General features: G+C 66.7%; 20 protein-coding genes. 10 read left to right on the plus strand and 10 right to left on the minus strand.

The genetic code is table 11. The annotated features are described in order from the left end of the window. Nucleotides 1-581: cupin domain-containing protein (locus tag AC1DR1_RS17735; RefSeq protein WP_476992999.1), on the minus strand; the 581-nt coding region annotated here is incomplete at its 3' end. A gap of 132 nt (nucleotides 582-713) precedes the next feature. Further along, nucleotides 714-1,535, minus strand: coding sequence for an IclR family transcriptional regulator (locus AC1DR1_RS17740; RefSeq protein ID WP_476993000.1), 822 nt, complete (start codon nucleotides 1,533-1,535; stop codon nucleotides 714-716). Between the two features lie 49 nt (nucleotides 1,536-1,584). Here AC1DR1_RS17740 and AC1DR1_RS17745 point away from each other — a divergent pair, with 49 nt between their 5' ends. Both AC1DR1_RS17745 and AC1DR1_RS17750 read left to right on the plus strand, forming a co-directional pair. After that, nucleotides 1,585-2,916, plus strand: a complete 1,332-nt coding sequence (locus tag AC1DR1_RS17745; protein WP_476993001.1) for an MFS transporter — start codon at nucleotides 1,585-1,587, stop codon at nucleotides 2,914-2,916. Beyond that, nucleotides 2,909-4,165, plus strand: a complete 1,257-nt coding sequence (locus AC1DR1_RS17750) for an FAD-dependent oxidoreductase (RefSeq protein WP_476993002.1) — start codon at nucleotides 2,909-2,911, stop codon at nucleotides 4,163-4,165. The genes AC1DR1_RS17745 and AC1DR1_RS17750 overlap by 8 nt, the downstream gene beginning before the upstream one ends. 87 nt (nucleotides 4,166-4,252) lie before the next feature. Here the strand turns inward: AC1DR1_RS17750 and AC1DR1_RS17755 are convergent, their stop codons facing one another. After that, on the minus strand, nucleotides 4,253-4,954 hold the full coding sequence (locus tag AC1DR1_RS17755) for an SCO1664 family protein (RefSeq protein WP_476993003.1): 702 nt from the start codon (nucleotides 4,952-4,954) through the stop codon (nucleotides 4,253-4,255). A 28-nt stretch (nucleotides 4,955-4,982) separates the two neighbouring features. Next, nucleotides 4,983-5,660 carry an MSMEG_4193 family putative phosphomutase gene (locus AC1DR1_RS17760; protein WP_476993004.1) on the minus strand — a complete coding sequence of 226 codons (678 nt, stop codon included), beginning with the start codon at nucleotides 5,658-5,660 and terminating at the stop codon, nucleotides 4,983-4,985. A gap of 92 nt (nucleotides 5,661-5,752) precedes the next feature. On the opposite strand from AC1DR1_RS17760, the gene AC1DR1_RS17765 reads away from it, so the two are divergent. Beyond that, nucleotides 5,753-7,141, plus strand: coding sequence for a sigma 54-interacting transcriptional regulator (locus AC1DR1_RS17765; protein WP_476993005.1), 1,389 nt, complete (start codon nucleotides 5,753-5,755; stop codon nucleotides 7,139-7,141). Between the two features lie 14 nt (nucleotides 7,142-7,155). Continuing rightward, nucleotides 7,156-9,159: a vWA domain-containing protein gene (locus tag AC1DR1_RS17770; protein ID WP_476993006.1), complete on the plus strand. Its 2,004-nt coding sequence runs from the start codon at nucleotides 7,156-7,158 to the stop codon at nucleotides 9,157-9,159. Nucleotides 9,160-9,230: 71 nt separating this feature from the next. On the opposite strand, the gene AC1DR1_RS17775 is transcribed toward AC1DR1_RS17770, so the two are convergent. The 3 genes from AC1DR1_RS17775 to AC1DR1_RS17785 form a co-directional block, all read right to left on the minus strand. Then, a complete protein-coding gene (locus tag AC1DR1_RS17775; protein WP_364743734.1) occupies nucleotides 9,231-9,902 on the minus strand; it encodes a DNA alkylation repair protein in 672 nt (223 codons plus the stop codon). 163 nt (nucleotides 9,903-10,065) lie between these two features. Further along, on the minus strand, nucleotides 10,066-10,797 hold the full coding sequence (locus tag AC1DR1_RS17780) for a hypothetical protein (protein WP_364743090.1): 732 nt from the start codon (nucleotides 10,795-10,797) through the stop codon (nucleotides 10,066-10,068). A 435-nt stretch (nucleotides 10,798-11,232) separates the two neighbouring features. Beyond that, nucleotides 11,233-11,865 (minus strand): dihydrofolate reductase family protein, encoded by a 633-nt coding sequence (locus AC1DR1_RS17785; RefSeq protein WP_476993007.1) that lies wholly within the window; start codon nucleotides 11,863-11,865, stop codon nucleotides 11,233-11,235. A gap of 593 nt (nucleotides 11,866-12,458) precedes the next feature. On the opposite strand from AC1DR1_RS17785, the gene AC1DR1_RS17790 reads away from it, so the two are divergent. Together AC1DR1_RS17790 and AC1DR1_RS17795 are read left to right on the plus strand one after the other, a co-directional pair. Next, nucleotides 12,459-13,190: a hypothetical protein gene (locus tag AC1DR1_RS17790; protein ID WP_229992380.1), complete on the plus strand. Its 732-nt coding sequence runs from the start codon at nucleotides 12,459-12,461 to the stop codon at nucleotides 13,188-13,190. A gap of 249 nt (nucleotides 13,191-13,439) precedes the next feature. Beyond that, nucleotides 13,440-14,357 (plus strand): C2 family cysteine protease, encoded by a 918-nt coding sequence (locus AC1DR1_RS17795; RefSeq protein WP_476993008.1) that lies wholly within the window; start codon nucleotides 13,440-13,442, stop codon nucleotides 14,355-14,357. Between the two features lie 74 nt (nucleotides 14,358-14,431). On the opposite strand, the gene AC1DR1_RS17800 is transcribed toward AC1DR1_RS17795, so the two are convergent. Then, nucleotides 14,432-15,580 carry an RsbRD N-terminal domain-containing protein gene (locus AC1DR1_RS17800; protein WP_476993009.1) on the minus strand — a complete coding sequence of 383 codons (1,149 nt, stop codon included), beginning with the start codon at nucleotides 15,578-15,580 and terminating at the stop codon, nucleotides 14,432-14,434. A gap of 184 nt (nucleotides 15,581-15,764) precedes the next feature. On the opposite strand from AC1DR1_RS17800, the gene AC1DR1_RS17805 reads away from it, so the two are divergent. The 4 genes from AC1DR1_RS17805 to AC1DR1_RS17820 are packed head-to-tail and all read left to right on the plus strand — an operon-like array spanning nucleotide 15,765 to nucleotide 21,195. After that, nucleotides 15,765-17,288 (plus strand): amino acid permease, encoded by a 1,524-nt coding sequence (locus AC1DR1_RS17805; RefSeq protein WP_476993010.1) that lies wholly within the window; start codon nucleotides 15,765-15,767, stop codon nucleotides 17,286-17,288. Beyond that, nucleotides 17,285-18,676: a M20 family metallo-hydrolase gene (locus tag AC1DR1_RS17810; protein WP_476993011.1), complete on the plus strand. Its 1,392-nt coding sequence runs from the start codon at nucleotides 17,285-17,287 to the stop codon at nucleotides 18,674-18,676. Before AC1DR1_RS17805 ends, AC1DR1_RS17810 begins: the two co-directional genes overlap by 4 nt. After that, nucleotides 18,673-19,485, plus strand: a complete 813-nt coding sequence (locus AC1DR1_RS17815; RefSeq protein WP_364743068.1) for a nitrilase-related carbon-nitrogen hydrolase — start codon at nucleotides 18,673-18,675, stop codon at nucleotides 19,483-19,485. The genes AC1DR1_RS17810 and AC1DR1_RS17815 overlap by 4 nt, the downstream gene beginning before the upstream one ends. Before the next feature lie 51 nt (nucleotides 19,486-19,536). Next, nucleotides 19,537-21,195, plus strand: a complete 1,659-nt coding sequence (locus AC1DR1_RS17820) for a flavin monoamine oxidase family protein (protein WP_476993022.1) — start codon at nucleotides 19,537-19,539, stop codon at nucleotides 21,193-21,195. A gap of 82 nt (nucleotides 21,196-21,277) precedes the next feature. On the opposite strand, the gene AC1DR1_RS17825 is transcribed toward AC1DR1_RS17820, so the two are convergent. Then, the gene (locus tag AC1DR1_RS17825) at nucleotides 21,278-21,856 is read right to left on the minus strand and encodes a histidine phosphatase family protein (protein ID WP_229992374.1); all 579 of its coding nucleotides are present in this window, start codon (nucleotides 21,854-21,856) and stop codon (nucleotides 21,278-21,280) included. A 60-nt stretch (nucleotides 21,857-21,916) separates the two neighbouring features. Beyond that, the gene (locus AC1DR1_RS17830; RefSeq protein WP_476993012.1) at nucleotides 21,917-22,669 is read right to left on the minus strand and encodes a lytic transglycosylase domain-containing protein; all 753 of its coding nucleotides are present in this window, start codon (nucleotides 22,667-22,669) and stop codon (nucleotides 21,917-21,919) included. Nucleotides 22,670-22,685 lie beyond the last annotated feature (16 nt).

Here is a 22,685-nt window from a genome sequence, read left to right on the forward strand (position 1 = left end):
CCGGCGTCGGCGTAGTGCACGAACGGGATATCCAGGCCGTCGATCCAGGCCATCGGCTCATCGGTGTCGTTGTGGTGGCCGTGGAAGTTCCAGCCCGGGGTCAGCAGGAAGTCGCCGCGGGACATCCGCACCGGGTCCCCGTTCACCACGGTCCAGACGCCTTCGCCCTCGACGACGAAGCGGAACGCGTTCTGGGAGTGCCGGTGTTCGGGGGCGGTTTCACGGGCACCGAGGTACTGGATGGCTGCCCACAGCGTGGGCGTGGCGTACGGCGTACCAGCCAGRCCCGGGTTGGCCAGGGCAATGGCCCGGCGCTCCCCACCCCGGCCCACCGGGACCAGATCGCCGGCACGGGCCGCCAGCGGGTACAGGTCGCTCCACCGCCAGACATGGGGGACCGCCTTGGGGCTCGGGACCATCGGCATCAAATCCGCGATCTCGGTCCAGAGCGGGATCAGGTTCTCCCGGTCAAAATCCCGGTACAGCTCCTTGAGCTGGGCGGCTTCTTCGGGCGTCGGCTCCGGAGCAGTGTGCCCCGCGGCCACTGATTCATGAGTCGTGTTCTCGGCGCTGATGGACACGTGGGCCTCCTCGGTAGGTCAGAACAGTTCTTTGACGTGCTTCGACTCTACGGATGCCGATGTGTGATCCCCAACATATTCTGCTGGTCAGAATTCCCGGAACCCGTGCTGTTAGTTCGAAATGCAGGGTGCTCAGTCCGGGTCGGCCGGGTTGGCCACGATGTCAATCTCCAACTGCCGGCAGGTTTCCCGCAGCGCTGGGACGAGTCCGGCGTCGAACACCCGCCGGAAGCGGGTCGCGGGAGTGGCGACGCTGAGCGCGCCGACCACGTGCCCGTGCCGGTTGTGCACGGCCATGCCGAGCGCGCTCACGCCCTCCTCCGTGCCTTCGAAATTCGCCGCGAAGCCGTTGCCGCGGATGGACTCAAGCTCGCGCAGGAACGCCGGATATTCATTGTCCGCAATCGTGTCGCCGCCGATTTCCGCGTTGTGGCTGCGGAACAGCTGCTCGATCATCGGCGGGTCCAGCTCGGCGAGCATGGCCTTTCCGCCGGAGGTTTTGTTGGCTGGCATGACCGTGCCCTGCCGGTCACCCACCCGCAACACATTGCCGCCCTCCACGGTGGCCAGGAACCGGACCTTCGTCCCCACCCGGACCATGAGATTCACGGTTTCGTTGAGCCGTGCAGAGAGAAGCTCCATGTGCGGCTGGGCTAGTGATCGGAGGAGCCGGGTCCAGCTCAGCCCGGCCGGCCCGACCCCCATTGCCGGGCCCGGGACATAGCGGCGGGTTTCATCCTGCACGGCGAATCCCCGGTAGACCAGCATCGCCAGAAGGCGGTGGGCGGTGGACGGCGCCACGCCCAGCTCCTCGGCGGCGTCCTTGAGCCGCAGTGCACCGTTGTCGCGGAGCAGCTGCAGGAGCTGCAGCGCGTTGTCGACCGCCTCGATGGAGTAGGTGGGCCGCTTCTGGACAGGTTTGCGGGCTGCTCTGGCCAACGGTTTGTTCTGCACATCAGAATTGTATTGTGGTTCACCTGCGGCGGCTAGGACAGTAAGTGGCATGAATCACACACCTTCCGCTGCACCGCCGCAACGGTCCTCGCCGGGGGCCCCTGCCCCCTCTACCGCTGATGGGCCCGCATCACGGTTCTCCAAAAGCTCGGCAGCCGCCGTCCTGGTCTGCTGGCTGCTGGTGGTCTTCGATGGCTACGACCTGATCGTCTACGGCACCGTCCAGTCCTCCCTGATCTCCGAGACCGGCTGGGGGCTGACCAAGGCCACCGCCGGAACCATTGGCTCCATGGCCTTCGTCGGCATGATGCTCGGGGCGATCTTCGCCGGCCGGATGGCCGACTCCTGGGGGCGCCGCCGCACCATCCTCGGCTGTGCCGTCGTCTTCTCGGTTTTCACCATCCTCTGCGCCTTCGCCCCCAGCGCGGCCGTCTTCGGCGGACTGCGGCTTCTGGCCGGCATTGGACTCGGGGGCCTGGTGCCCTCGGCCAACGCCCTCGTCGCCGAACTGGTCCCCACCAAGTGGCGGTCCACGATTGCCACCCTGATGATGTCCGGCGTCCCGATCGGCGGATCCATCGCCGCCCTGGTCGGCATCCAGCTGATCCCCGCCTTCGGTTGGGAGTCCATGTTCCTCGTGGCCGTGCTGGCCCTGCTGATCGTGGTGCCGCTCGGACTGAAATACCTGCCGGAGACGCTGGCCCCCGTCAATGCCGAGGACAGGGGAACGCGCAACCTCAAGGAGCCGATCGGCTTCAAGTCCCTGCTCCGCGCCCCGCACCTGGGGGTCAGCCTGCTGTTCGCCCTGGCGACAATCGCCACCCTCTTCGCCTGGTACGGGCTCGGTACCTGGCTGCCCAACCTCATGCAGCTGGCCGGCTACAACCTCGGCTCCGCCCTGACCTTCGCCCTGGCCCTGAACCTGGGCGCGGTGGCCGGCTCGGTGATCACCGCCTGGGCCGGGACCCGGTTCGGTCCGATCCCGACGGCGATCGCCGCGGCGGCCGTCGCCGCCGGCGCGCTCGTGGTCCTGGTTACGGGACCGCCGGTCACGGTCGTGTACCTCATGCTGGTCCTCGCCGGCGTCGGCACCCACGGCACGCAGTGCCTCATCATCGCCGCCGTCGCGAGCCACTATCCCGGGCACCTGCGCGGGACCGCGCTGGGCTGGGCGCTGGGGACGGGCCGGATCGGCGCCGTCGCCGCACCCCAGATAGGCGGCCTCCTGCTGGCCGCCGGCCTCGGCGTCAACTCCAATTTCCTCGCCTTCGCCGGTGCCGCCGCCATCGCCGCGGTCCTGCTGGCCGCCGTCGGCCTCAAACTCAAGTCAAAATCCTCAATCTCACCCGCACTCTCAACAACAGGAGCAAGCAATGTCTGAGCACGCCACGTCCACCGATGTCCTCGTCATCGGAGGGGGAATGGCCGGACTGGCCGGAGCCCTCGCGCTGCGGGAAAACGGCGCCAACGTCACCCTCGTGGAACGTGCCCCCGAATTCGGCGAGGTCGGCGCCGGCCTGCAGATGGCCCCCAACGCCTCCCGCGTCCTGAAGCGCTGGGGCCTGCTGGAAAAGGCACTGGAAATCGGCGTCCAGCCCAAGCACCTGGTCTTCCGCGACGCCGTCACCGGCGAGGAGCTCACCCGCCAGAGCCTCGGCGGGGAATTCGAGGAACGCTACGGCGCGCCGTACGTCGTGATCCACCGCAGCGACCTGCACCGGGTCCTGCTCGAAGGCTGTGAAGCGGCGGGCGTCACGCTCGTCAACGACGTCATGGTCGAAAGTGTTGAGACCGTGAACGGCCGGGGTGTAGCCCACACCGCCGCCGGTGTGGACTACTCTGCCGACGTCGTGATCGGCGCCGACGGGCTCAAGTCCACTCTCCGCCCGCTGGTCGCCAGCGACGAGCCGGTTCCCTCGGCGTACGTGGCCTACCGCGGCACCGTGCCGATCACCGAAAACACGCCCAAGGCGGACCTCGAGGACGTCATCGTCTACCTCGGACCGGACTGCCACCTGGTGCAGTACCCGCTGCGCAAGGGCGAACTGCTGAACACCGTGGCCGTGTTCAAGTCCGCTTCCTTTGAGCGCGGTGAAGAGCAGTACGGGGGATTGGACGAGCTTGAGGCTGCGTACAAGGATTGTGTTCCGGCCGTCCAGGATGCGCTGAAGAACCTGGGCACCAGCATGCGCTGGCCCATGTACGACCGCGACCCGATCGAGAACTGGGTCGCCGGCCGGATGGTGCTGATGGGCGACGCCGCGCACCCGATGCTGCAGTACCTCGCCCAGGGTGCCTGCCAGGCGCTTGAGGACGCGGCCGTGCTGCAGGACGTCAGCAACGGCACCGTCTTCACCGCAGCCGGCGTCAACCCGGAAGCCTGGGACGGGGCGATCAAGGACTTCAACAACGTCCGCGCCGGCCGCACCGCCCGGGTCCAGCGCACCGCCCGCGTCTGGGGCGAATCCTGGCACGTCTCCGGGCTGGCCCGTACGCTGCGCAACCTTCTGTTCAAGAGCCGGACGGACAACGACTTCCAGTACAACGACTGGCTGTACGGCCAGGACGCCGACGGCGCGCCCGCAGCCCGCGCTGCCCGCTCCACTCTGGCGGACCGGATTCCTGCCTGACCTTCAGACGGGCCGCGRCCGGCTCATCGGCTAACCCATCACGTGCTGCGGACCGGCTCCACTTAGGAGCCGGTCCGCAGTGCGTTCCTATACCAGCGGCCACGGGTAACGCATGCCGGTGCGGTCAACCGGCAGCACCCCGTCGTGCAGCAAGCGCCGCACCCGGCGCTGCAGGGCCTTGACCTCTGCATCGTCAAGAAGCTCCGCCACGTCTCGCGGCACGGTCTCGGCGAGCGGGGCAATGCCTTCGAGAAGGGTCCCGGGGATGGGAACACCGGCGAAGTCCCAGATCACGGTCCGCAGTTTGAAACCTGCAGAGAAGCACAGTCCATGATCGATGCCCCACACCCTTCCGTCATGGCCGCGGAGCACATGCCCGCTCTTGCGGTCGGTGTTGTTGGCGACGCAGTCGAACAGTGCGATCTGCAACAACCGGCGATGGGTCTCGGGCGCGTCAGCGTACAAAGTGAAGTAATGCTCACGGAAGTCGCACTCGATGAACCACTGAAGCGAACCCACACCTGCCGGGGCTTCCTCACGAATCACCGTTGGCGGCACGAGTCCCCACTCCAGGGACTCGCTAAGCAGATAGGCCGCGCGTTCGCGCCGGTAGAGCCCCGCCTCAAAATCGGACAGCGGCCGTTCCCCCGCCTCCGGCTTGTAGACCGCGCAGGCAGAGTCGTCCCCGCAGGAGACCCGGGCGAGGTATGTCTCGTTGCTGCTGCGCAGGATGCGTCCGAGCAGCTCGACGCGGCCTTCGGTGAGCAGCGTCAGCTCCCGTCCGGCCACCGTCTGCCCCCTTTTACTCTGTCCGCTCTCACGGCGCCCTCAGCCCACTGAGGGGTTCCGAGGTCGAATTCACCATGAGCACGGCAGGTCCCTGACCGTCCACGTATGAGATGGCCGAAACCGACGCCGGGCTGATGACGATCCTCTGGAAAAGGTCCAGGGGCGTGCCCAGGGCGTGAGCGACGGCGGCCTTGATGGGGTCGGCGTGGGAGAAGCACACGACGACGCCCCCGGCGTGGGCTGTGCGCAGTGCCTCGAGCGCTCCGACGATCCGCGCCTGCATTTCCGTGAAGCTCTCGCCATTCGGGAAACGGAAGGTCGAGGGGCTGCGCTGTACGGTCTGCCACTGCGGCATACCCGCCAGTTCGGCCAACGCGGCGCCGGTCCACTCGCCGAAGTCGCATTCGATCAGGCCGGCGTCCTCATTCACCTCAAGTCCGGCGCGGGCTGCCGTGGGCTCCGCCGTCTCGCACGTGCGCTCCAGGGGGGAGGAGTAGATACCGTCGACCCGAAGTCCCGCGAGGCGCTCCGCGACCCGGTACGCCTGGTCCCTGCCACGGGCGGACAGGTGCAGCCCCGGTGCCCGCCCCGGCAGCACCCTGCCCGTAGTGGGCGTCTCCCCATGGCGCACCAGAAGCAGGAGCGTGCCCTGCCGCTCGGGTGGGGTAGCGGGTGCCGGCGATGCCGGCGGCGGTGCTGCAGTCATTAGAATCCAGCGTAAGCCGCACTGCAGCCCGTGAGCAGGGAATCTGAACAAATCCCTCGATTCCCCGCCCGGTCGAGGACTACCTTAGAGGGGTGAGTGATCGTCCCGATATCTTCACTGTTGGCGAATTGCGTGCAGCCGGCCACGTTCACAAGGACCTGCGCCGCGAAATCCGCGACAACCTGCTCGCCGCCCTTGCCGCGGGCCGCGATCCGTGGCCCGGGTTGTACGGTTTCGGCCGGACCGTCCTGCCCCAGCTCGAGCGTGCACTGATCGCCGGCCACGACGTCGTCCTGCTCGGCGAACGGGGACAGGGCAAGACACGGCTCCTGCGCACCCTGTCCGGGCTGCTGGACGAGTGGTCGCCGGTGATCGAGGATTCGGAACTGAACGAACACCCGTACGAACCCATTACGGAGCACTCCCGCGCCCGTGCCCTCACCGAAGGGGACCGGCTGCGGGTTGCGTGGCGTCACCGCTCGGAACGCTATGTGGAGAAGCTCGCGACGCCGGACACCTCCGTCGCCGACCWCATCGGCGACGTCGACCCGATGCGGGTGGCCGAGGGCCGCCGGCTCGGCGACCCGGAAACCATCCACTACGGTCTTGTCCCGCGCTCCAACCGCGGGATCATCGCCATCAACGAACTGCCCGACCTCGCCGAGCGCATCCAGGTCTCCATGCTCAACGTGATGGAAGAGCGTGATATCCAGATCCGTGGCTACGTGCTGCGGCTGCCGCTCGACGTGCTCGTCGTCGCGTCCGCCAACCCGGAGGACTACACCAACCGCGGCCGGATCATCACGCCCCTGAAGGACCGCTTCGGCGCCGAGATCCGTACCCACTACCCGATAGAGCTGGACGACGAGGTCGCCGTCATCCGGCAGGAAGGGCAGCTGGTGGCGGACGTCCCGCCCGTCATCCTCGAGATCCTGGCCCGTTACACCCGGGCGCTGCGCCAGTCCCCAGCCATCAACCAGACCTCCGGCGTTTCAGCACGGTTCGCCATTGCGGGCGCCGAGACCGTCGCTGCGGCGGCGCTGCGCCGGGCGAGCGTGCGAGGGGAGGGCGAGGCCGTCGCACGGATCGTCGACCTGGCAGCCGCAGCAGAAGTCCTCACCGGGAAAGTTGAGTTCGAGTCCGGTGAGGAAGGGCGAGAGGAAGCCGTCCTCGACCACCTCTTGCGCACGGCCACGGCCGAAGCTGCGCGGGCGCATTTTCAGGGCATCGACATGGGTCCCCTCGTGGCTGCGCTCGACGGCCACACCACAGTGACCACCGGGGAACAGGTCACGGCGCGGGAGTTCCTCCACAACCTTCCGGCGCTCAACGGCTCCCGCCTCTACGACGACATCAGTGAGCGCCTGGGCGCGAAAAACGACGGGCAGCGCGCCGCCGCCGTCGAACTCGCCTTGGAAGGTCTCTACCTCGCCCGGCGGATCGCCAAGGAGTTCGACGACGAGGCGACGATCTACGGCTGACTACAGGAGGCCTCATGACCGCACACAACAGGTCAAAATATGGCCGGTACACGGGTGGACCCGATCCGCTCGCCCCGCCGGTTGACCTGGCGGAGGCGCTTGACGCGATCGCCGAGGACGTCATGGCGGGCTACTCGCCCCGGCACGCCCTGCAGGAGTTCCTGCGCCGCGGTGGCCGGAACCGGGAAGGGCTCGACGATCTTGCCCGGCGCGTGCAACAGCGCCGCAGTGAACTGCTGGGCCGCCACCGGCTGGACGGCACCCTCACCGAAGTCCAGAAGCTGCTCGATACCGCGGTGCTGGAGGAGCGCAAGCAGCTCGCCCGTGACGCCATGATGGACAACACCGACCGCGCCTTCCGGGAGATGCAGCTGCAGAATCTGCCCCGGTCCACCGCAGCGGCTGTCAACGAACTCGCCTCCTATGACTGGCAGTCCAGCGCCGCGCGTGTTGCCTATGAGCGGATCAAGGATCTGCTGGGCCGCGAGATCCTGGACCAGCGTTTCGCCGGCATGAAACTAGCGCTGGAGGACGCCACTGACGAGGACCGCGCAGCGGTGAACGAGATGCTGCGAGACCTCAACGAGCTCCTCGGAAAACACCGGCGCGGCGAAGACACCGACGCGGACTTCCAGGAGTTCATGGCCCGGCACGGCCACTTCTTCCCGGAGAACCCGCAATCAGTCGAGGAGCTGGTGGACGCCCTCGCCCAGCGCGCGGCCGCCGCCCAGCGGCTCCTGCAATCCATGTCTCCGGAGCAGCGAGATGAGCTGATGCGGCTGTCCGCGCAGGCGTTTGGCTCGCCTGAACTCATGGCCGAGCTCGACCAACTCGACGCCAGCCTGCGCGCCCTCCGGCCAGGCGAGGACTGGGCCGGCTCCGAACGCTTCGAGGGCCAGGAGGGGCTCGGGCTGGGCGATGGCACCGGCGTGCTGCAAGATGTGGCCGAACTCGATGAGCTGGCCGAACAGCTCTCCCAGTCCTATAACGGCTCACGCCTCGACGACCTGGACCTGGATGCCCTCGCCCGCCAGCTCGGGCAGAATGCTGCCGTGACCGCACGTACGCTCGCGGAGATCGAGCGGGCGATGCAGGAAGGCGGTTACCTGCGGCGCGGGGCCGACGGAGACCTCCGGTTGTCGCCGGCCGCCATGCGGCGGCTCGGCAGGTCACTTTTGCGGGATACCGCCAAGCAGCTCTCCGGGCGTCAGGGGCGCCGGGACACACGCGTCGCCGGGGCGGCCGGCGAGCAGACCGGCTCCAGCCGGCAGTGGGAGTTCGGCGATGCCGAGCCGTGGGACGTCACCCGCACCATGACCAACGCGATCCGCCGCACCATGGCCGACGGCGGCGATCCGGGCCGCGGCTTGCGCCTCGCCGTGGGCGACATCGAGGTGACGGAGACGGAGGCGCGCACGCAGGCCGACGTCGTCCTGCTGGTCGATGTGTCGTTCTCGATGGCCGCCGAGGGACGGTGGGTGCCGATGAAGCGCACCGCGCTCGCTTTGCACCACCTGGTCTCCACCCGGTTCCGCGGGGACCGGCTGCAGCTGATCACGTTCGGCCGCTACGCGCAGTCCATGGACATCGGCGAGCTCACGGCCCTGCCGGCCCTGCGGGAGCAGGGAACCAACCTGCATCACGGTCTGCTGCTGGCCGGCCGTTTCTTCCGCCAGCATCCGTCGATGCAACCCGTCCTCCTCGTGGTGACCGACGGCGAACCCACCGCGCACCTGCTGGCCGACGGCGAGTCGTGGTTCTGCTGGCCGCCGGACCGGGAAACCATCCGCGTCACGGTCGCCGAACTTGACCGGCTGGGGCGTGCGGGCGCCCAGGCAACGTTCTTCCGGCTTGGCGACGACCCTGGGCTCGAGCGGTTCGTCCAGCGTATGGTCCGCCGGGTTGGCGGCCGGGTGGTCGCGCCCGAAGCCGGGGACTTGGGGGCTGCCGTTGTGGGGGAGTACCTCCGCGCTCACTTCCGCGGCCGCCCCTACGACGACGCCGATTGGGTTCCATAGGCGGCGAGGCCCCTCGCAGCCGGTTCTTATCGGGCGCCGCGTCCTGGGGGAGTAGCAGTGCGCGAACCGTGCTACTTGTCTTGCTGTCGGCGAACCATCTCGGTGATCCAGATAGGCGCGAACGGAGACGTGCAGTTCGGGGGAGTCGGGTAGTCCTTGAGCACCCCCAGGCGCTCACCGATGTCGAGTGCACGGGCCCGGTGCTCGGCGTGCTCGATCCCGATCTGAGCCAGGCAGTGATTCATCGCCCACTGCAGGCGATCCGGGGCGTTTTTCATCTCCATCTCGATGACGTCGAGCAGTCCTGCGAGGTCGAGGCCCTCGGGATTCTTCGCCACCCGCTCCGTGGTCAGCGCCCAGCCGGCACTCGCGACCACTGGGTCCGGATCCGCGGACCAGGCCAGGCGCAGTTCTTCGGCGTGCGGGTTCTTCTTCACCACGTAGTTCACGAGCCAGTCGTGCACCTTGGGGGTGCGCGCCTCGCGCAACATGACGTCCAACTCGTCACGCTCGAACGCCTTCGGGCGGCAGATCAGGATCGCCAGCAGTCTCGCCGCGGTGTCACCCGTCTCCCAAAGCTGGCGGGCGAGTTCCTGCTGCGTCCTCAGCCGCTTCGCGAGCGCGCGCAGTTTGCTGAGGTTCACACCGTGATCGTCGCCGTGTTTCTCGTTCACCTCCCGTGCCCTCGGGTCCTCGAGCCCGGCCAGCTCGGCCATCACCTCGGCCATCGTCGTCTCTGCCATCGTCGTCTCTGCCACATCAGCCTCCTGTCCACACTTGTGGGATTCAGCCTACTGGGGAAGCGCGCTCAACCGGGGGAGCAGCAAGCGCACAGTCAAGAAGCAGCAGGGAACGGTAGAGGCCCGGCGACCATGGGGGTCGACGGGCCTCCGTAAATGGTGAGCGTTAACGCCGTCCGGGATCTCCCGGCGATGGCGGGTACGGCGGGTACGGCTGCTGCATTGGCTGCGCCTGGGGCGGGTACTGACCCTGCTGCGGATACTGACCCGGCTGGGGCTGGTAGGGCTGGGGCTGGTAGGTCTGGCCCTGCTGCTGACCCGGCTGGGCTTGCGTCGGCTGGTAGGGCTGGCCCTGGGCGTACGGGGACGGAGCCGGCCCCTGGGGCTGATGTACCGGGACGTACGGCGGCTGCATGGGCATCCGGGCGTAGGCGGCCTGCGCATTCTCCGCCCGCGCCTTTGCCCGGGCCTCAACGGCCCGGGCGGAGAAGAACCGCTGGTGTCCGAGATATACGACCACGAAGAGGCCGACGGCGACGGAGAAGAACGCAACTGCCGTCACTCCGGACGTCAGGCCACGCATGAGGCCGTAGACGAGCGTCAGCAGGCCGCCGATAAGGAACCCGCCGGCGAACAGTGGCTTCCTCGATTCGGTCCAGATACTGGCTCCCAGGATCACGAGAGCCGAGACGAGCGCCGCAATGGTGACGTTGCGGTTGTAGTCGCGCATCGCGGACTGGTGGGCGTCGATGGCTGACTGCCTGGCCGCCGCGTCGAGACTAGCCAGCGATAGCAGTTCAGGGGCCGGATAGAAGGTGGCGATGCCGAGGCCAACGAAGAGCACAAGGATGATGCCCAGGCCGATCGAGTAAAGCACGCGCAGGGATTTTTCGGTCATACCCATATCATGCGCAGGCAGTCAGGTGGAGACGAGCAGGCGCGCCTCTTAGTGTCGGACTTATTCGTCCCGATGCACGAGCGGAAACTTGGCGAATTCTGCAGTGTCGGAGCAGCCCAGCCAGAAGCAGGCGGCCATGCGCGCCCAGATCTCTGTCAGCGGCTCCGATCTAAGCTCGCGTTGGTAACCAGGTCAGCGTCGCTGCTGCATGGTGATTGCCACCAACTAGTTTGGGCAGAAGATCAGCCCCTCTCGACTGATTATGCAACGCCGATAATCAACATTATGTAAAGTAGAAATGATCCGACTGCAGAATCTGCAGATTAGGACCCGTGCCAGTACTGAGAAGGACCAACGGCTAGCCATGCTCAAGGCCTGCCTCGCCAATGACGACACCCTGAGCTTCCGGGTCACCGCGATGTCGGGTTGGCGCAGCTAGAACACGTGTTCGGGGTCCACAGTGGACGTTGCGTACTCCGGACGCCCGAGAGGCCGATAGGTCTGGATGGTTATGCCGCGGGAAGTGGTCCGCGTGTTGACCAGTTCGAGCGCGATGTCGGGGCCGGAATCGGGGAACAGCCGTGTGCCCTGGCCGACGATGACGGGGTAGGTGAGCAGGTCGAGCTGGTCGACCAGGTCGTTGGCGAGCAGCCATCGGACGAGGGCACCGCTGCCGGGCACCAGCAGTTCGCCGTCTTGCTGCGCCTTCAGACCACGGACGGCCGCGGCGACGTCGCCGCTCAGGACATTCGTGCCCGCCCACTGAGGGTCGGTGAGGCTGGTCGATGCCACGTACTTGGGCCGGCTGTTCAGTGCGGCGGCGATCGGGTTCGTGGTCGGATCGATCATCGTTCCCCAGTAGCCGGCGAAGATCTCGTACGTCCGGCGGCCGAAGAGGAACGCGGCCGCACCGCCGTAGACCTGGTTGAGATAGTCCCCGGTTTCGGAATCGAGAAGAGGTATGGCCCATCCCCCGCGGTTGAAGCCCCCGCTGCGGTCTTCGTCAGGTCCGCCCAACCCCTGCATCACGCCGTCCACCGAGACGTTGGTCGTCGTCGTCAATCTCATGTCGAGTGACACCCCTTCTGGATCTGCGCTACTTGCTAAACAAGCACACTTGCAGTTGCTTATCAACGGCCTAGCGTCGCGTGGTGCACAGCGGGGACTATGCGCTGCTCAGGGACCTTGGGCGTAGAAGTCGCAGAGCAGAACCTGCGATGCAGAACAGTGCCACGAGTACGGGACCGGCGAATCCCTTGATGTAGATACCAACATTTACGACGGCGGGGAACCACAGCACAGACCAAACCAGACCACTGAACAAGAGATGGAGCGCCTGCATTGACAAGTACACCGCCCGGCCCGCCCGCGGCCGCTGTCCATGGTCCCCAGCAATGCCCCGGCACCCCGCTGCCTCAACGCGGCATGAGGTCATCCACAAAAAAGCCGCCGACGCCGGCCCCCTTCCGTCCTCGCCGGCAGACCGCGCTCCCCCGCTGCAGCAGGCGCTTGAGGTGATCCGGCCCAACCGGCACCGTTGGCGGGCGATGTGCGCAGGGCCTAGGAGATCTCCTCCAGAGCGCATATGCTGTCCCGATTCACGGTTCTTTGCCGGGCGTCAACTACAAACTGTCCGGCACGACTTCACTTTGGGGGACAACATGTTCGGTAAGTCCAACCGCAAGAACGGCCTGCCCCGCGATGCGGCAGCGCCATCCCCGGCATTCGATCCCCTTCCGGGAGCGCAACTGGCGGGCCGGATCGTCCTGGAACGGCTGCTCGGAGCAATGCGCGATGAGCGTGGCGTCCATGTCGAGTCTTTGGCGACCGCCCTGGGTGCGCTGGCCGGCCGGGCGTGCCAGATCGCAGCACTGGAAGGGCTCAACTCGGGCGCGGCACAGTACCGGGGGTTGTCACTGCTGACAGTCGGTGGCGCCAACGGCGATGAATACTTCGTTGGCGATGCCATCAACCGTCCGCTCGCGGAGTCCACGCACTCCGTCTGGAGTCTGGTGGCTGGGGCAGCCCAGCAGCACGGCGCCCAGGTGCCGGACCTCAACGAGCTCTTCCACCACAGCGCGAGCACCCTTGGCGGAGCGGAGTTCGGCCTGCCGCGCTTCGCTCCGGGAACCAATGCCGGTGGCACGCCTCGGAGCTATCTGGCCATGTGGGAACCCCTGCAGGCACCCGTCCGGCAGGCTGCGCCCCGGCCGGAGCAGTGGCCGGTGGCCTATGGCCTTGCCGTCCAGAACCTGTTCGCGATGGCAAAGGGCCAATTTGACCTTGGTGTCCTGACCCGCGTCGTCATGGACAGCGCCATCGCGACCTCGAAACTCAAGCTGCCCCTGCCAACCCCGGCACACGCCGGCCTCCCGGTCCAGTCGGAGGGCTAGCTCCCGGGCGGAAGACGGCCATGCAATTCCGTGTAGCGCCAAGGAATGCCGCGACACAGCAGTGACTTCGATGGACTTGCCTGTGAATCGTTTGCCGGCCCTTTCATGACTCTGGTTGCCTGGGGCAAGCTGTTGGTCGGGTGGTGAATTAAGCAACTGAGAAGTGTCCGACGGCGGGGGTGCCGTTGGACCCCTGCCGCAGCGAGTCCGCCGTCGGGCAGGAGCCCGCAGAACGGGAGGGCACGCAGCATGCAACGTGCGGTATCCAGGCCGGCCAAATTTCGCGCACTTATCATTTCTTCACTGATTGCAGTGGTGGTAATTTTTGGAATTGCGTTTGTTTCTATTTCCCGGTCGACAGTTGCGCCGTTTTCCGGCCCTGCGCCGGTTCCGGGACAATCCGGCCGACCAGTGAGTAATCCTGCCGCGACTGGGCGCGCAACGTTCCAAAAAGTCCCGAACCAGGTGTTGTTCGCGCTTGATAGTGCCGGCCAACCTGACATCTCCGGAGACCTGGACAATATCAAGCAGGGTGATGCCGGCGATTGCTATTTCCTGGCAGCCTTGATGACAGTGGCAGCGCGCTCGCCGGAGACCGTTTTGAACATGGTTCACGATAATGCTGACGGCACCTACACCATTTCATTCCACAGCAAGTATGACGGCGCGCCCAATCCGGTGACAGTGACGGTTAATGGTGACCTTCCGTATCGCCACGGCAAACCCTTTGAAAATGGCATCGAAAATATCGACGGCAAGAACGTTTCATGGGCCGCCATTATCGAGAAAGGGTGGGCGGCCGCGAACGGCAACCGCTATGCCGGCATCGATGGCACCGATCTCAGCAACGCCGAGGATCACGATGTGCATAATGCCCTTTATGCGATCACCGGCATGGAGGGCGTCGACCGCAATCCCGGCGGCCCCATGACGGGAGTAAGCTTCGCGCAAATCGAGCAGGATTTCACGAACGGCCTCATAACGCTTGGGACCTCCAACGACGACGGCAAGTTGGTATCCGATCATTCCTGCGCATTGCTGGGCGTGGATTCCTCCAACCAAACCGTCGTGGTCGGAGATCCGCAAGGCGGCCAAGATAGGCTGACATTTGAGACTTTCCAGTCCACGAACATCAACCAGTACATCGCGCTACCGACCTATCCTTGAGATCCGAGCTCGTGAACGAAGGACGCGCCCTGGCGCACGCCTCCCCCATCGCTCATGCTGCGGTTCAAGGCTGCTTAGCCTCCGATGGCAAGCAGGGCCAGCGCGCTATCGCGTGGTTTTTGAAGGTCCAGGCCGGTGTAGCCCTCGAACGCCGCCAGCCGATTAACAACGGTGTTCCGGTGGCAGGCGAGCCGGTCGGCCGTTGCCACGAGGCTGYCGAGTTCCAGGAACGTCCGTGCTGCTTCCAAGAGGCGTTCCCGCTCCGCCTCGCTGCACCGACCAAGCGCCGAAAGTATGAGGCTTTCAGGGTTGCAGCCCACTTGCGAGAGCCGGTGTGCCGTGATGGACAACCAGCGGTCCCGCAACGTGAACACTCCCCTGCTGCCCATGGGCAGGTCCTTCATGATTTCCCTGGCAGCGCTGACGGCTGTGCGCACTCCTGCGATCCCGTCGGCGTGCGGTGCCACTGCAACGGCCACGCCGTCGAACAATGCGGCCTCCTGGAAACTCAGCTTTTCGTCGGAGGATGCCGTCCGGGGCCGGATGACCAAGGTGTGGTGGCCCTGGTCATAGGTCAGCACGGGAACGTCCCGGGGTGGGCGCGCCCGGATCCGCCTCCGGACCAGCAGACCGTCGTTCCGGTCGATGGCCGCCACCAGGAACACGGCGTGCGGGCTAATCCGCAGGGCGCCGGCTATCCGTGACAGATCCGTTGGGGACGGCTCGGCGGGCGCCAACAGCTGCGTCAGGTACTGCTGTTGAAGATCGGCATCGGCGCCCTCAATTTCCTGCAGCTCCCTCAGGTACCGTTCCTGGACGCTGGCTGCGAACCGGTCCACCGTCGCCCAGACGACTTCTGCCTTCTCTACCAGCAGCGCCGGGTCTGCGCCGAGCGCAGGGGCGGCCAGGGCATCCCACAGCACCGAGAAATCCAGCCTGATAGCCCGCACCAGGCTGTCCAAAGGCACTCCCTGCCGGGCTCTGCGGGCACCAAGTTCGGAGGCAATGTCGGCTAGCGCGTCAATTTCCGAGGCCTTCCCGCCGAGGGCCGCGAGCATGGCAGCGAAGGAACGGAAGCTGCTGCGGCGCAGATCTTCAAGGGTGAGACCCGAGTCTGCGTAGGCCGGGTCGGGAAGGATCCGGGTCAGGAACTTTTCCACGAGTTCGGGCAGCTGCGTGCCGACGGCGGCAATCAGACCACGCCATCGTTCGTCCTCGGTCATATCAGTCCTCCCAGACTCGCCGCTCCTATCATCCCCGAAGCGGACCACCACAGGGATGTACGTTCGTACATTTTTTGCCCGCTCGTCTGTCTTCCGCCGTCATGGGCAATGGCCCCGCGCCTTGGGACGATCGAAGTCAGCCGCATCGTGGCGGCAAGCAGACTTTCACCGGCCAGGAGATTCCATGACCATCATTGACACAGTCGAGGAGCGGACAACGGCCGTCCGCCCCGACGAACAGTCCGGCTACAAGAAGGGCCTTTCCAACCGCCAGGTCCAGATGATCGGCATCGGCGGCGCAATCGGTACCGGCTTGTTCCTGGGTGCCGGCGGACGCCTGGCCTCAGCCGGGCCCGTACTCCCTGTTGTGTACGCGATCTGCGGAGTGTTCGCGTTCTTCATTCTTCGCGCCCTCGGCGAACTGGTCTTGCACCGCCCGTCGTCGGGCTCGTTCGTCTCCTACGCTCGGGAGTTCTACGGCGAAAAGGCCGCCTACATTTCCGGGTGGGTCTACTCGCTGTCCTGGGCGCTCACGGCGATCGTGGACATCACCGCCGTCGCGGTCTACCTGAACTACTGGACGGCGTTCAGCAGCGTGCCGCAATGGATCCTCGCGCTGGCAGCCCTGATCGTGGTCACCGGCGTCAACCTCATCTCCGTGAAGCTGTTCGGCGAGCTGGAATTCTGGTTCGCCGTCATCAAGGTGGGCGCCCTCGTGGCGTTCCTCCTGGTGGGCGGCATCTTCCTCGCCGGTAACTTCCCGGTCGCGGGGCACCAGCCCGGGCTATCCCTGATCACTGATCACGGTGGCCTGCTGCCCAACGGGCTCCTTCCTGCCATCGTCATTGTGCAGGGCATCGTGTTCGCCTACGCAGGCATCGACATGATCGGCGTCGCCGCGGGCGAAACCAAGGACCCCCGGAAGATCATGCCGAAGGCGGTCAATGCCGTCATCTTCCGGATCGCCATCTTCTATGTCGGTTCCACGGCGCTGCTGGCGATGCTGCTTCCGTACAGCTCCTATAAGGCCGGCGAGTCACCCTTTGTGACCTTTTTCGCCAGCATCGGGGTGCCGGGCGCCGGTGACGTGATGAACTTCGTGGTCCTGACCGCCGCCCTGTCCAGCCTCAATGCCGGGCTCTACTCCACCGGGCGGATCTACCGTTCAATGGCCCAGACCGGGACAGCGCCGAAGTTCATGGAACGCATGAGCCGCGGCGGCGTACCCTACGGCGGAATCCTCTTCACCGCCGCGTTCACCCTGCTCGGCGTGGGCCTGAACGCCGTTGTTCCCAAGATGGCCTTCGAAATCACCATCAACGCCACCGCCCTCGCCATCCTCTGTACCTGGGCCACCATCATTTTGTGCCAGCTCAAACTGTACAAACTGTCCAAGGCGGGGCTCATGCCCCGGCCCGCCTTCCGGCTCTTCGGTGCGCCCTGGACCTCCTACCTCACGCTGGCCTTCCTGGCCGCGGTGCTGGTCCTGATGCTGTTTGATTTCCCGATCGGAACCTACACGGTCGCTTCCCTGGCGATCATCATCCCGGCCCTGATTGCCGGCTGGTATTCGGTGCGGAAACGCGTCAACGAGCTCGCCACGACCCATCCGCTCACCGGCGCCATCCCGGTACAAGTACCAGCAACCCAGCATTCATCCACCGAGCATTCATCCACGCGGTTCAACAACGAGGAGCACACACCATGACTGCCGCAGCTACACGCCCCACCCATACGCTGGCCGGACCCTCCGCCGGCACCCGCCAGGAAACATCTGACGAGGCCGCGGCGTTCCTCCGCGACTTCCGCAGCCTCTCGGCCATCGGGGAAACACCCGGCCACGGCGTGGACCGCCAGGCCGCCACTGCGGCGGACGCGCAGGCACGTGCCTGGTTCACCTCGCTCGCCTCGCAGTACGGATTCCGCACCGAGACGGACAGGATCGGCAATCTCTTCGCACTCATCGAATGGAACCCCGGCGCGCCTTTCGTGCTGGTGGGATCGCACCTGGACAGCCAGCCGACGGCCGGAAAGTACGACGGCGCCTACGGCGTCGCCGCAGCCCTACACGCCGGCCGCCGGCTGGCGGACCGGTCAGCCTCCGCACCCTCCGACGGCGGCAGCGCGGCCGGTGCGCCCAGATACAACCTCGCCGTCGTTGACTGGTTCAACGAGGAAGGCTGCCGCTTCGCCCCGTCCATGATGGGCAGCTCCGTCTACACCGGAAAGCTCCCGGCCGACGTCGCGCTCGCCGTCACTGACACCGCCGGCACCAGCGTGAGCGAGGCCCTCTCCGAAATCGGGCACCTCGGCAGCGGCGAGGGCCCCACGGCCGCCGCCTACGCAGAGATCCACATCGAACAGGGCCGCTCGATGGAGGATTCCGGCACCACCATCGGTCTGGTCCACGCCTGCTGGGCCGCGGCGAAATACAGCGTGACCGTCCACGGCGAACAGGCGCACACGGGTTCAACGGTCATTGCCGACCGCAGGGACGCGCTGTTGGGTGCATCCCGACTGGTGGTGCTCCTGCGCGAAATCGCGGACCACTTCAGCGGCGCCGTGCTGCACACCTCCGTGGGCCAGCTGACCGTCTACCCGAACTCGCCCGTGGTGGTACCGTCCCGGGTGGAACTGGTCATGGACCTGCGGACAGCCGACGAGGAGATCCTGGCCTCAGCCAAGGCCCTGCTCCGCGCCGGCATCGCCAGTATCGAGGCGGAGGCCAACGTCAGCATTGAAGTCGCGGAGTCCCATGCCTGGGGCATCAATCCCTACCAGCCCGCCGGTGTGGCCCTGGCCGCCGAATGCGCAGCCGAACTGGGCCTCAGCCACCGCCAGGTGTTCACGCTGGCCGGACACGACTCCATCAACATGAAGGACGTCGTCCCGACGGTCATGCTGTTCGTCCCCAGCGTGGACGGCATCTCCCACAACGAACGTGAGTACACGAACGACGGCGACGCCTGCGCCGGCGTGGACATGCTCACCCGCGTGGTGGAACGGCTGTGCAACGGGGACCTCGACGGCGCCGCGGCCCCCGGGTCCGGCACCGCGGCTCCCGGGTCCGGCACCTGGCCTGAGGGCGTCCAGTGACCGGCCGAATCAGGGTGGCCGTCGTGCAGGGCACCGGGCTGGTCAACTCCCCGCAACAGAACCTGGACCGGCTTGCCTCCCGCGCGCAGGAAGCCCGGGCGCAGGGCGCGGATCTGCTGGTGACGCCCGAACTGTACGTCAGCGGCTATGCGCCCAGCCTGGTCCACACCACCGACGGCGCAGCCCAGCGGAGGCAGCTCGCGGACATTGCTGTATCCGCGGGCCTGGCGATCGTGGGCTCCACTGTCGAACACGACCGGGACCGGCACTACATTTCGGCGTCCTTCTTCGACCGCGATGGCGGTGAACTGACCCGCTACCGCAAGCAGCACCTCTTCGGGGCCGCGGAGAAGGGCGCCTTCGACGCCGGGGAGGCGGCACCCGCCGTCGTCCCCTTCAACGGAGTCAACGTTGCCCTCGGGATCTGCTTCGACATCGAGTTTCCCGAATTTGTCCGCGCCGCGGCCCTCGCGGGCGCGGAACTGCTCTGCGTTCCGACGGCGGTCCCGCTGCGCGCGGGCGGCCAGACCGACGCGCACCCCTTCGACACCCGGCTGGTCCCGGCGATGGTGGTGCCCACCCGCGCGTTGGAAAGCCAACTGTTCATCGCGTACGCCAACCACGCCGGCCCGCACTTCGCCGGCCTGAGTACGGTCGCTGATCCGTACGGCCGCCGCCTCGCGGCGGCCGGCGACGACGCGGCACTCATCGTCGCGGACATTGCGGTTGCCACCGTGCGCCAGGCCCGGCGGGACACCGGCTACCTTTCCACCTTCGTTCACAGCGCAGCCAGCGCCCACCCCCAGTAAAGGACCTCCGTGACCATCGCAGCCACCAGCACGCCGACTGCAAACCTGAGCATGCTCATCCCCGACTTCCCGTTCCCCTACGACGACTACATCACCCACACCGCGGGAATCGGCAGCGTCCCCGCCGACATGCACGGCACGGAAGTGGCCGTGGTGGGCGCCGGGATGTCCGGGCTCGTCGCAGCCTACGAACTCATGAAAATGGGGCTCAAGCCCGTTGTGTACGAGTCCTCCCGGATCGGCGGAYGGCTTCGCGGAGGAACCCAGCCGGGCCAGTCCGGCCCCGTCGCTGACCTCGGCGGGATGCGTTTCCCGAAGTCCGGTGCCTCGTTCTTCCACTACGCGGACCTCGTGGGCATCGAAACCCAGCCGTTCCCCAACCCGCTGACCCCCGCAGCGGGCAGCACGGTGATCGAGCTCGGAGGCCAGGCCCACTACGCCGAGACACCCGACGATCTTCCCGGCTTCTTCGGGGAAGTCTCCAATGCCTGGAACGACTGCCTGGAGGAACGCGCCCACTTCAGCGCCATGCAGGAAGCCATCCGCACCCGCGACCTGGCCACCATCAAGAAGCTCTGGAACGACCTGGTTCCGCGCTTCGATGACACCTCCTTCTCGGGCTACCTGGCCACGTCGAAGGCGTTCTCCTCCTTGCCGTTCGACTACCGGGAAGCCTTCGGCCAGGTGGGGTTCGGCACGGGCGGCTGGGACACCAATTTCCCGGACAGCATCCTGGAGATCCTCCGGGTCGTCTACGTGGACGCCGACGCCGACCAGCACCGGATCATCGGCGGCGCCCAGCTCCTGCCCGAACGGCTCTGGAACCATGCCCCGTCGGGCCTGGCGTACTGGCCTGAGGGTACCAGCCTTGCGTCCTTGCACGGCGGGCACCCGCGGCCCGGCGTCGCCGCCATCCGGCGGGTTCCCGGCAGTGAGGACGGAACGGCAGCCAGCCAGGGACCCATCGCCGTCACCGACAAATGGGGACAGACGCGCCAGTACGCGGCCGTCATTGCGACGTGCCAGAGCTGGCTGCTCTCGGCACGGATCGACGTCGGCGAATCGCTCTTCAGCCACAAGCTCTGGACCGCGATCGAGCGCAGCCACTACATGCAGTCCTCCAAGACGTTCGTCGTCGTCGACCGGCCGTTCTGGAAGGACATCGACCCGCAGACCGGCCGTCAGGTCATGAGCACCACGCTCACCGACCGGCTCACCCGCGGAACCTACCTGCTGGACAACGGCCCGGACCAGCCTGCCCTGATCTGCCTGTCCTACACCTGGAACGATGATGCCCTGAAGTGGCTGCCGCTGGACGCCGACGAACGCGTCCGGCTCATGCTGCACTCCCTGAAGCAGATCTACCCCACTGTGGACATCGCCTCGCACATCGTCGGCGACCCCATCACGGTCTCCTGGGAGGATGACCCCAACTTCATGGGAGCGTTCAGCGACAACCTGCCCGGCCACTACCGCTACCAGGAACGGCTGTACACGCACTTCATGCAGGACGGAATGGATGCGGCCCACCGCGGGATCTACCTGGCCGGGGACGGCGTCTCCTGGACCGGCGGCTGGGCCGACGGCGCAGTGACCACAGGCCTGAACGCAGTGTGGGGTGTCATGACGCAGCTCGGCGGCAAGACCCATCCGGAGAACCCGGGACCCGGCGACCGTTTCGACGAACTCAAACCGATGCGGCTCCCCTAGTCACCGGGCGTGGGCGGCCGGCAGAGGACACTACTGCCGGCCCCCTGCTCCCTGTCGTCACTCCGGCGAGTGGGCTGCAGCCCTAAACGGCAGCCATGACGCGCTCGCCGTTGAAGTATTCGAGCTGCCAGCCGTCGACGGCATGGTGGTGGGCCAGGTTCAGCACGGCATTGTCGATGCTTTCCAGGGTGCGGCCGATCGCGCGGCTGAGGCTCACGCGCAGGAGCGTCCCGTGGGCGACGGCCAGGACGCGGCGGCCGCGGAACTCCTCGGCCAGCAATTCCAGCGCGGCCAACCCGCGGCGGGCCGCCTCGTCCTCGCTTTCCGCGCCGCGGAAACCATCGGGGATGCGCAGTGCGTCCAGTTCCGGGCCGGCCTGCAGGCCCTCCGCGGGTCCGAAGCTGCGCTCGGCGAGCTCCGGCACGCGCCGGGCCACGCTGAGCCCCAGCCCGGCGGCAATGAGGTCGGCAGTTTCCGCGGCACGGCTCAGCGGCGAGGACACGATCGCGTCCCACCCATAGCCGGACAGGGCGGCGACGGCGTTGCGCGCCTGGCCGCGGCCGACGGCGTTCAGCGGAATGTCGGTGGATCCCTGCAGCCGGCGCTCCGCGTTCCAATCCGTCTGGCCGTGGCGGACGAGGGCAAACGTCGTAAAGGTCATGGCTCCCATTCTGCCCTGCGGGCGGACGGGCGCCTTAATCAGCGCGTCATCGCCGCGGACTTATCCGGTAGTGCCCGCCCGCGCGGCGTAGGCAGTGGCCCAGTCGCGTACGTTGGCCACGTACGTATCCGACTGGTTGTAGGAGTAGATGGCATCCGCCCAGCCCCCGGCGGTCGTGAGGTCACCGCCTCGGGCGCACAGGTACGAGGCAGCACTTAGGGCGGCGTCGTCGATGTTGAACGGGTCGGCTTTTCCGTCACCGTTCCCGTCCCGCCCTGCGAGTTGCCAGGTGGAGGGAATGAACTGCATGGGTCCGACGGCGTGGTCCCACTGGGCGTCGCCGTCCAGGGCACCGGCGTCCGTATCAGGGATCGCGGCAAAACCGTCGCCATTGAGGCTCGGACCGACAATTGGCCCGCTCGCCTGGCCGGCGCTGGTCAGGCTTCCGCCGCCGTAGGTTCCGTGGCCGGACTCGACGAAGCCGACCCCTGCCACCGTATTCCAGCCGATGCCGCACGCCGGAGCCGACTCGTTGGCCGCGCCGGCAGCGGCCACGTAGGCCTGGAGCGCACGGGCTGGGATGTCCGTCTGCGCGGCGGCATCGATGAGCCATTGGGCGTCCGTGCTCCGGGTTATGTTCACGGCGGAGGTGATTCCGGTGGACAGCGTTTCGAGTTTCGCCTCCGCCCGGGGCGGTGGTGGCAGGGCGGCGCGGGTCTCCGCGCCGGAGTAGCGGAGTGCCCAAAACAAGAACGCGGTGATGACGCAAAACGCGAACAGGCCGAGCACTGCCAGGCGTTTCAGGCGGAGCATGGACTAGTTGGACCTG

This window comes from Arthrobacter sp. P4_F10 (genome assembly GCF_056401435.1).

Coding starts and splice junctions, on each gene's coding strand:
- AC1DR1_RS17830 (WP_476993012.1), bottom strand. CDS start 22,669: ATGCTCCGCCTGAAACGCCTGGCAGTGCTCGGCCTGTTCGCGTTTTGC.
- AC1DR1_RS17780 (WP_364743090.1), bottom strand. CDS start 10,797: ATGACCGAAAAATCCCTGCGCGTGCTTTACTCGATCGGCCTGGGCATC.
- AC1DR1_RS17750 (WP_476993002.1), top strand. CDS start 2,909: ATGTCTGAGCACGCCACGTCCACCGATGTCCTCGTCATCGGAGGGGGA.
- AC1DR1_RS17745 (WP_476993001.1), top strand. CDS start 1,585: ATGAATCACACACCTTCCGCTGCACCGCCGCAACGGTCCTCGCCGGGG.
- AC1DR1_RS17790 (WP_229992380.1), top strand. CDS start 12,459: ATGTTCGGTAAGTCCAACCGCAAGAACGGCCTGCCCCGCGATGCGGCA.
- AC1DR1_RS17795 (WP_476993008.1), top strand. CDS start 13,440: ATGCAACGTGCGGTATCCAGGCCGGCCAAATTTCGCGCACTTATCATT.
- AC1DR1_RS17775 (WP_364743734.1), bottom strand. CDS start 9,902: ATGGCAGAGACGACGATGGCCGAGGTGATGGCCGAGCTGGCCGGGCTC.
- AC1DR1_RS17810 (WP_476993011.1), top strand. CDS start 17,285: ATGACTGCCGCAGCTACACGCCCCACCCATACGCTGGCCGGACCCTCC.
- AC1DR1_RS17785 (WP_476993007.1), bottom strand. CDS start 11,865: ATGAGATTGACGACGACGACCAACGTCTCGGTGGACGGCGTGATGCAG.
- AC1DR1_RS17805 (WP_476993010.1), top strand. CDS start 15,765: ATGACCATCATTGACACAGTCGAGGAGCGGACAACGGCCGTCCGCCCC.
- AC1DR1_RS17825 (WP_229992374.1), bottom strand. CDS start 21,856: ATGACCTTTACGACGTTTGCCCTCGTCCGCCACGGCCAGACGGATTGG.
- AC1DR1_RS17760 (WP_476993004.1), bottom strand. CDS start 5,660: ATGACTGCAGCACCGCCGCCGGCATCGCCGGCACCCGCTACCCCACCC.
- AC1DR1_RS17770 (WP_476993006.1), top strand. CDS start 7,156: ATGACCGCACACAACAGGTCAAAATATGGCCGGTACACGGGTGGACCC.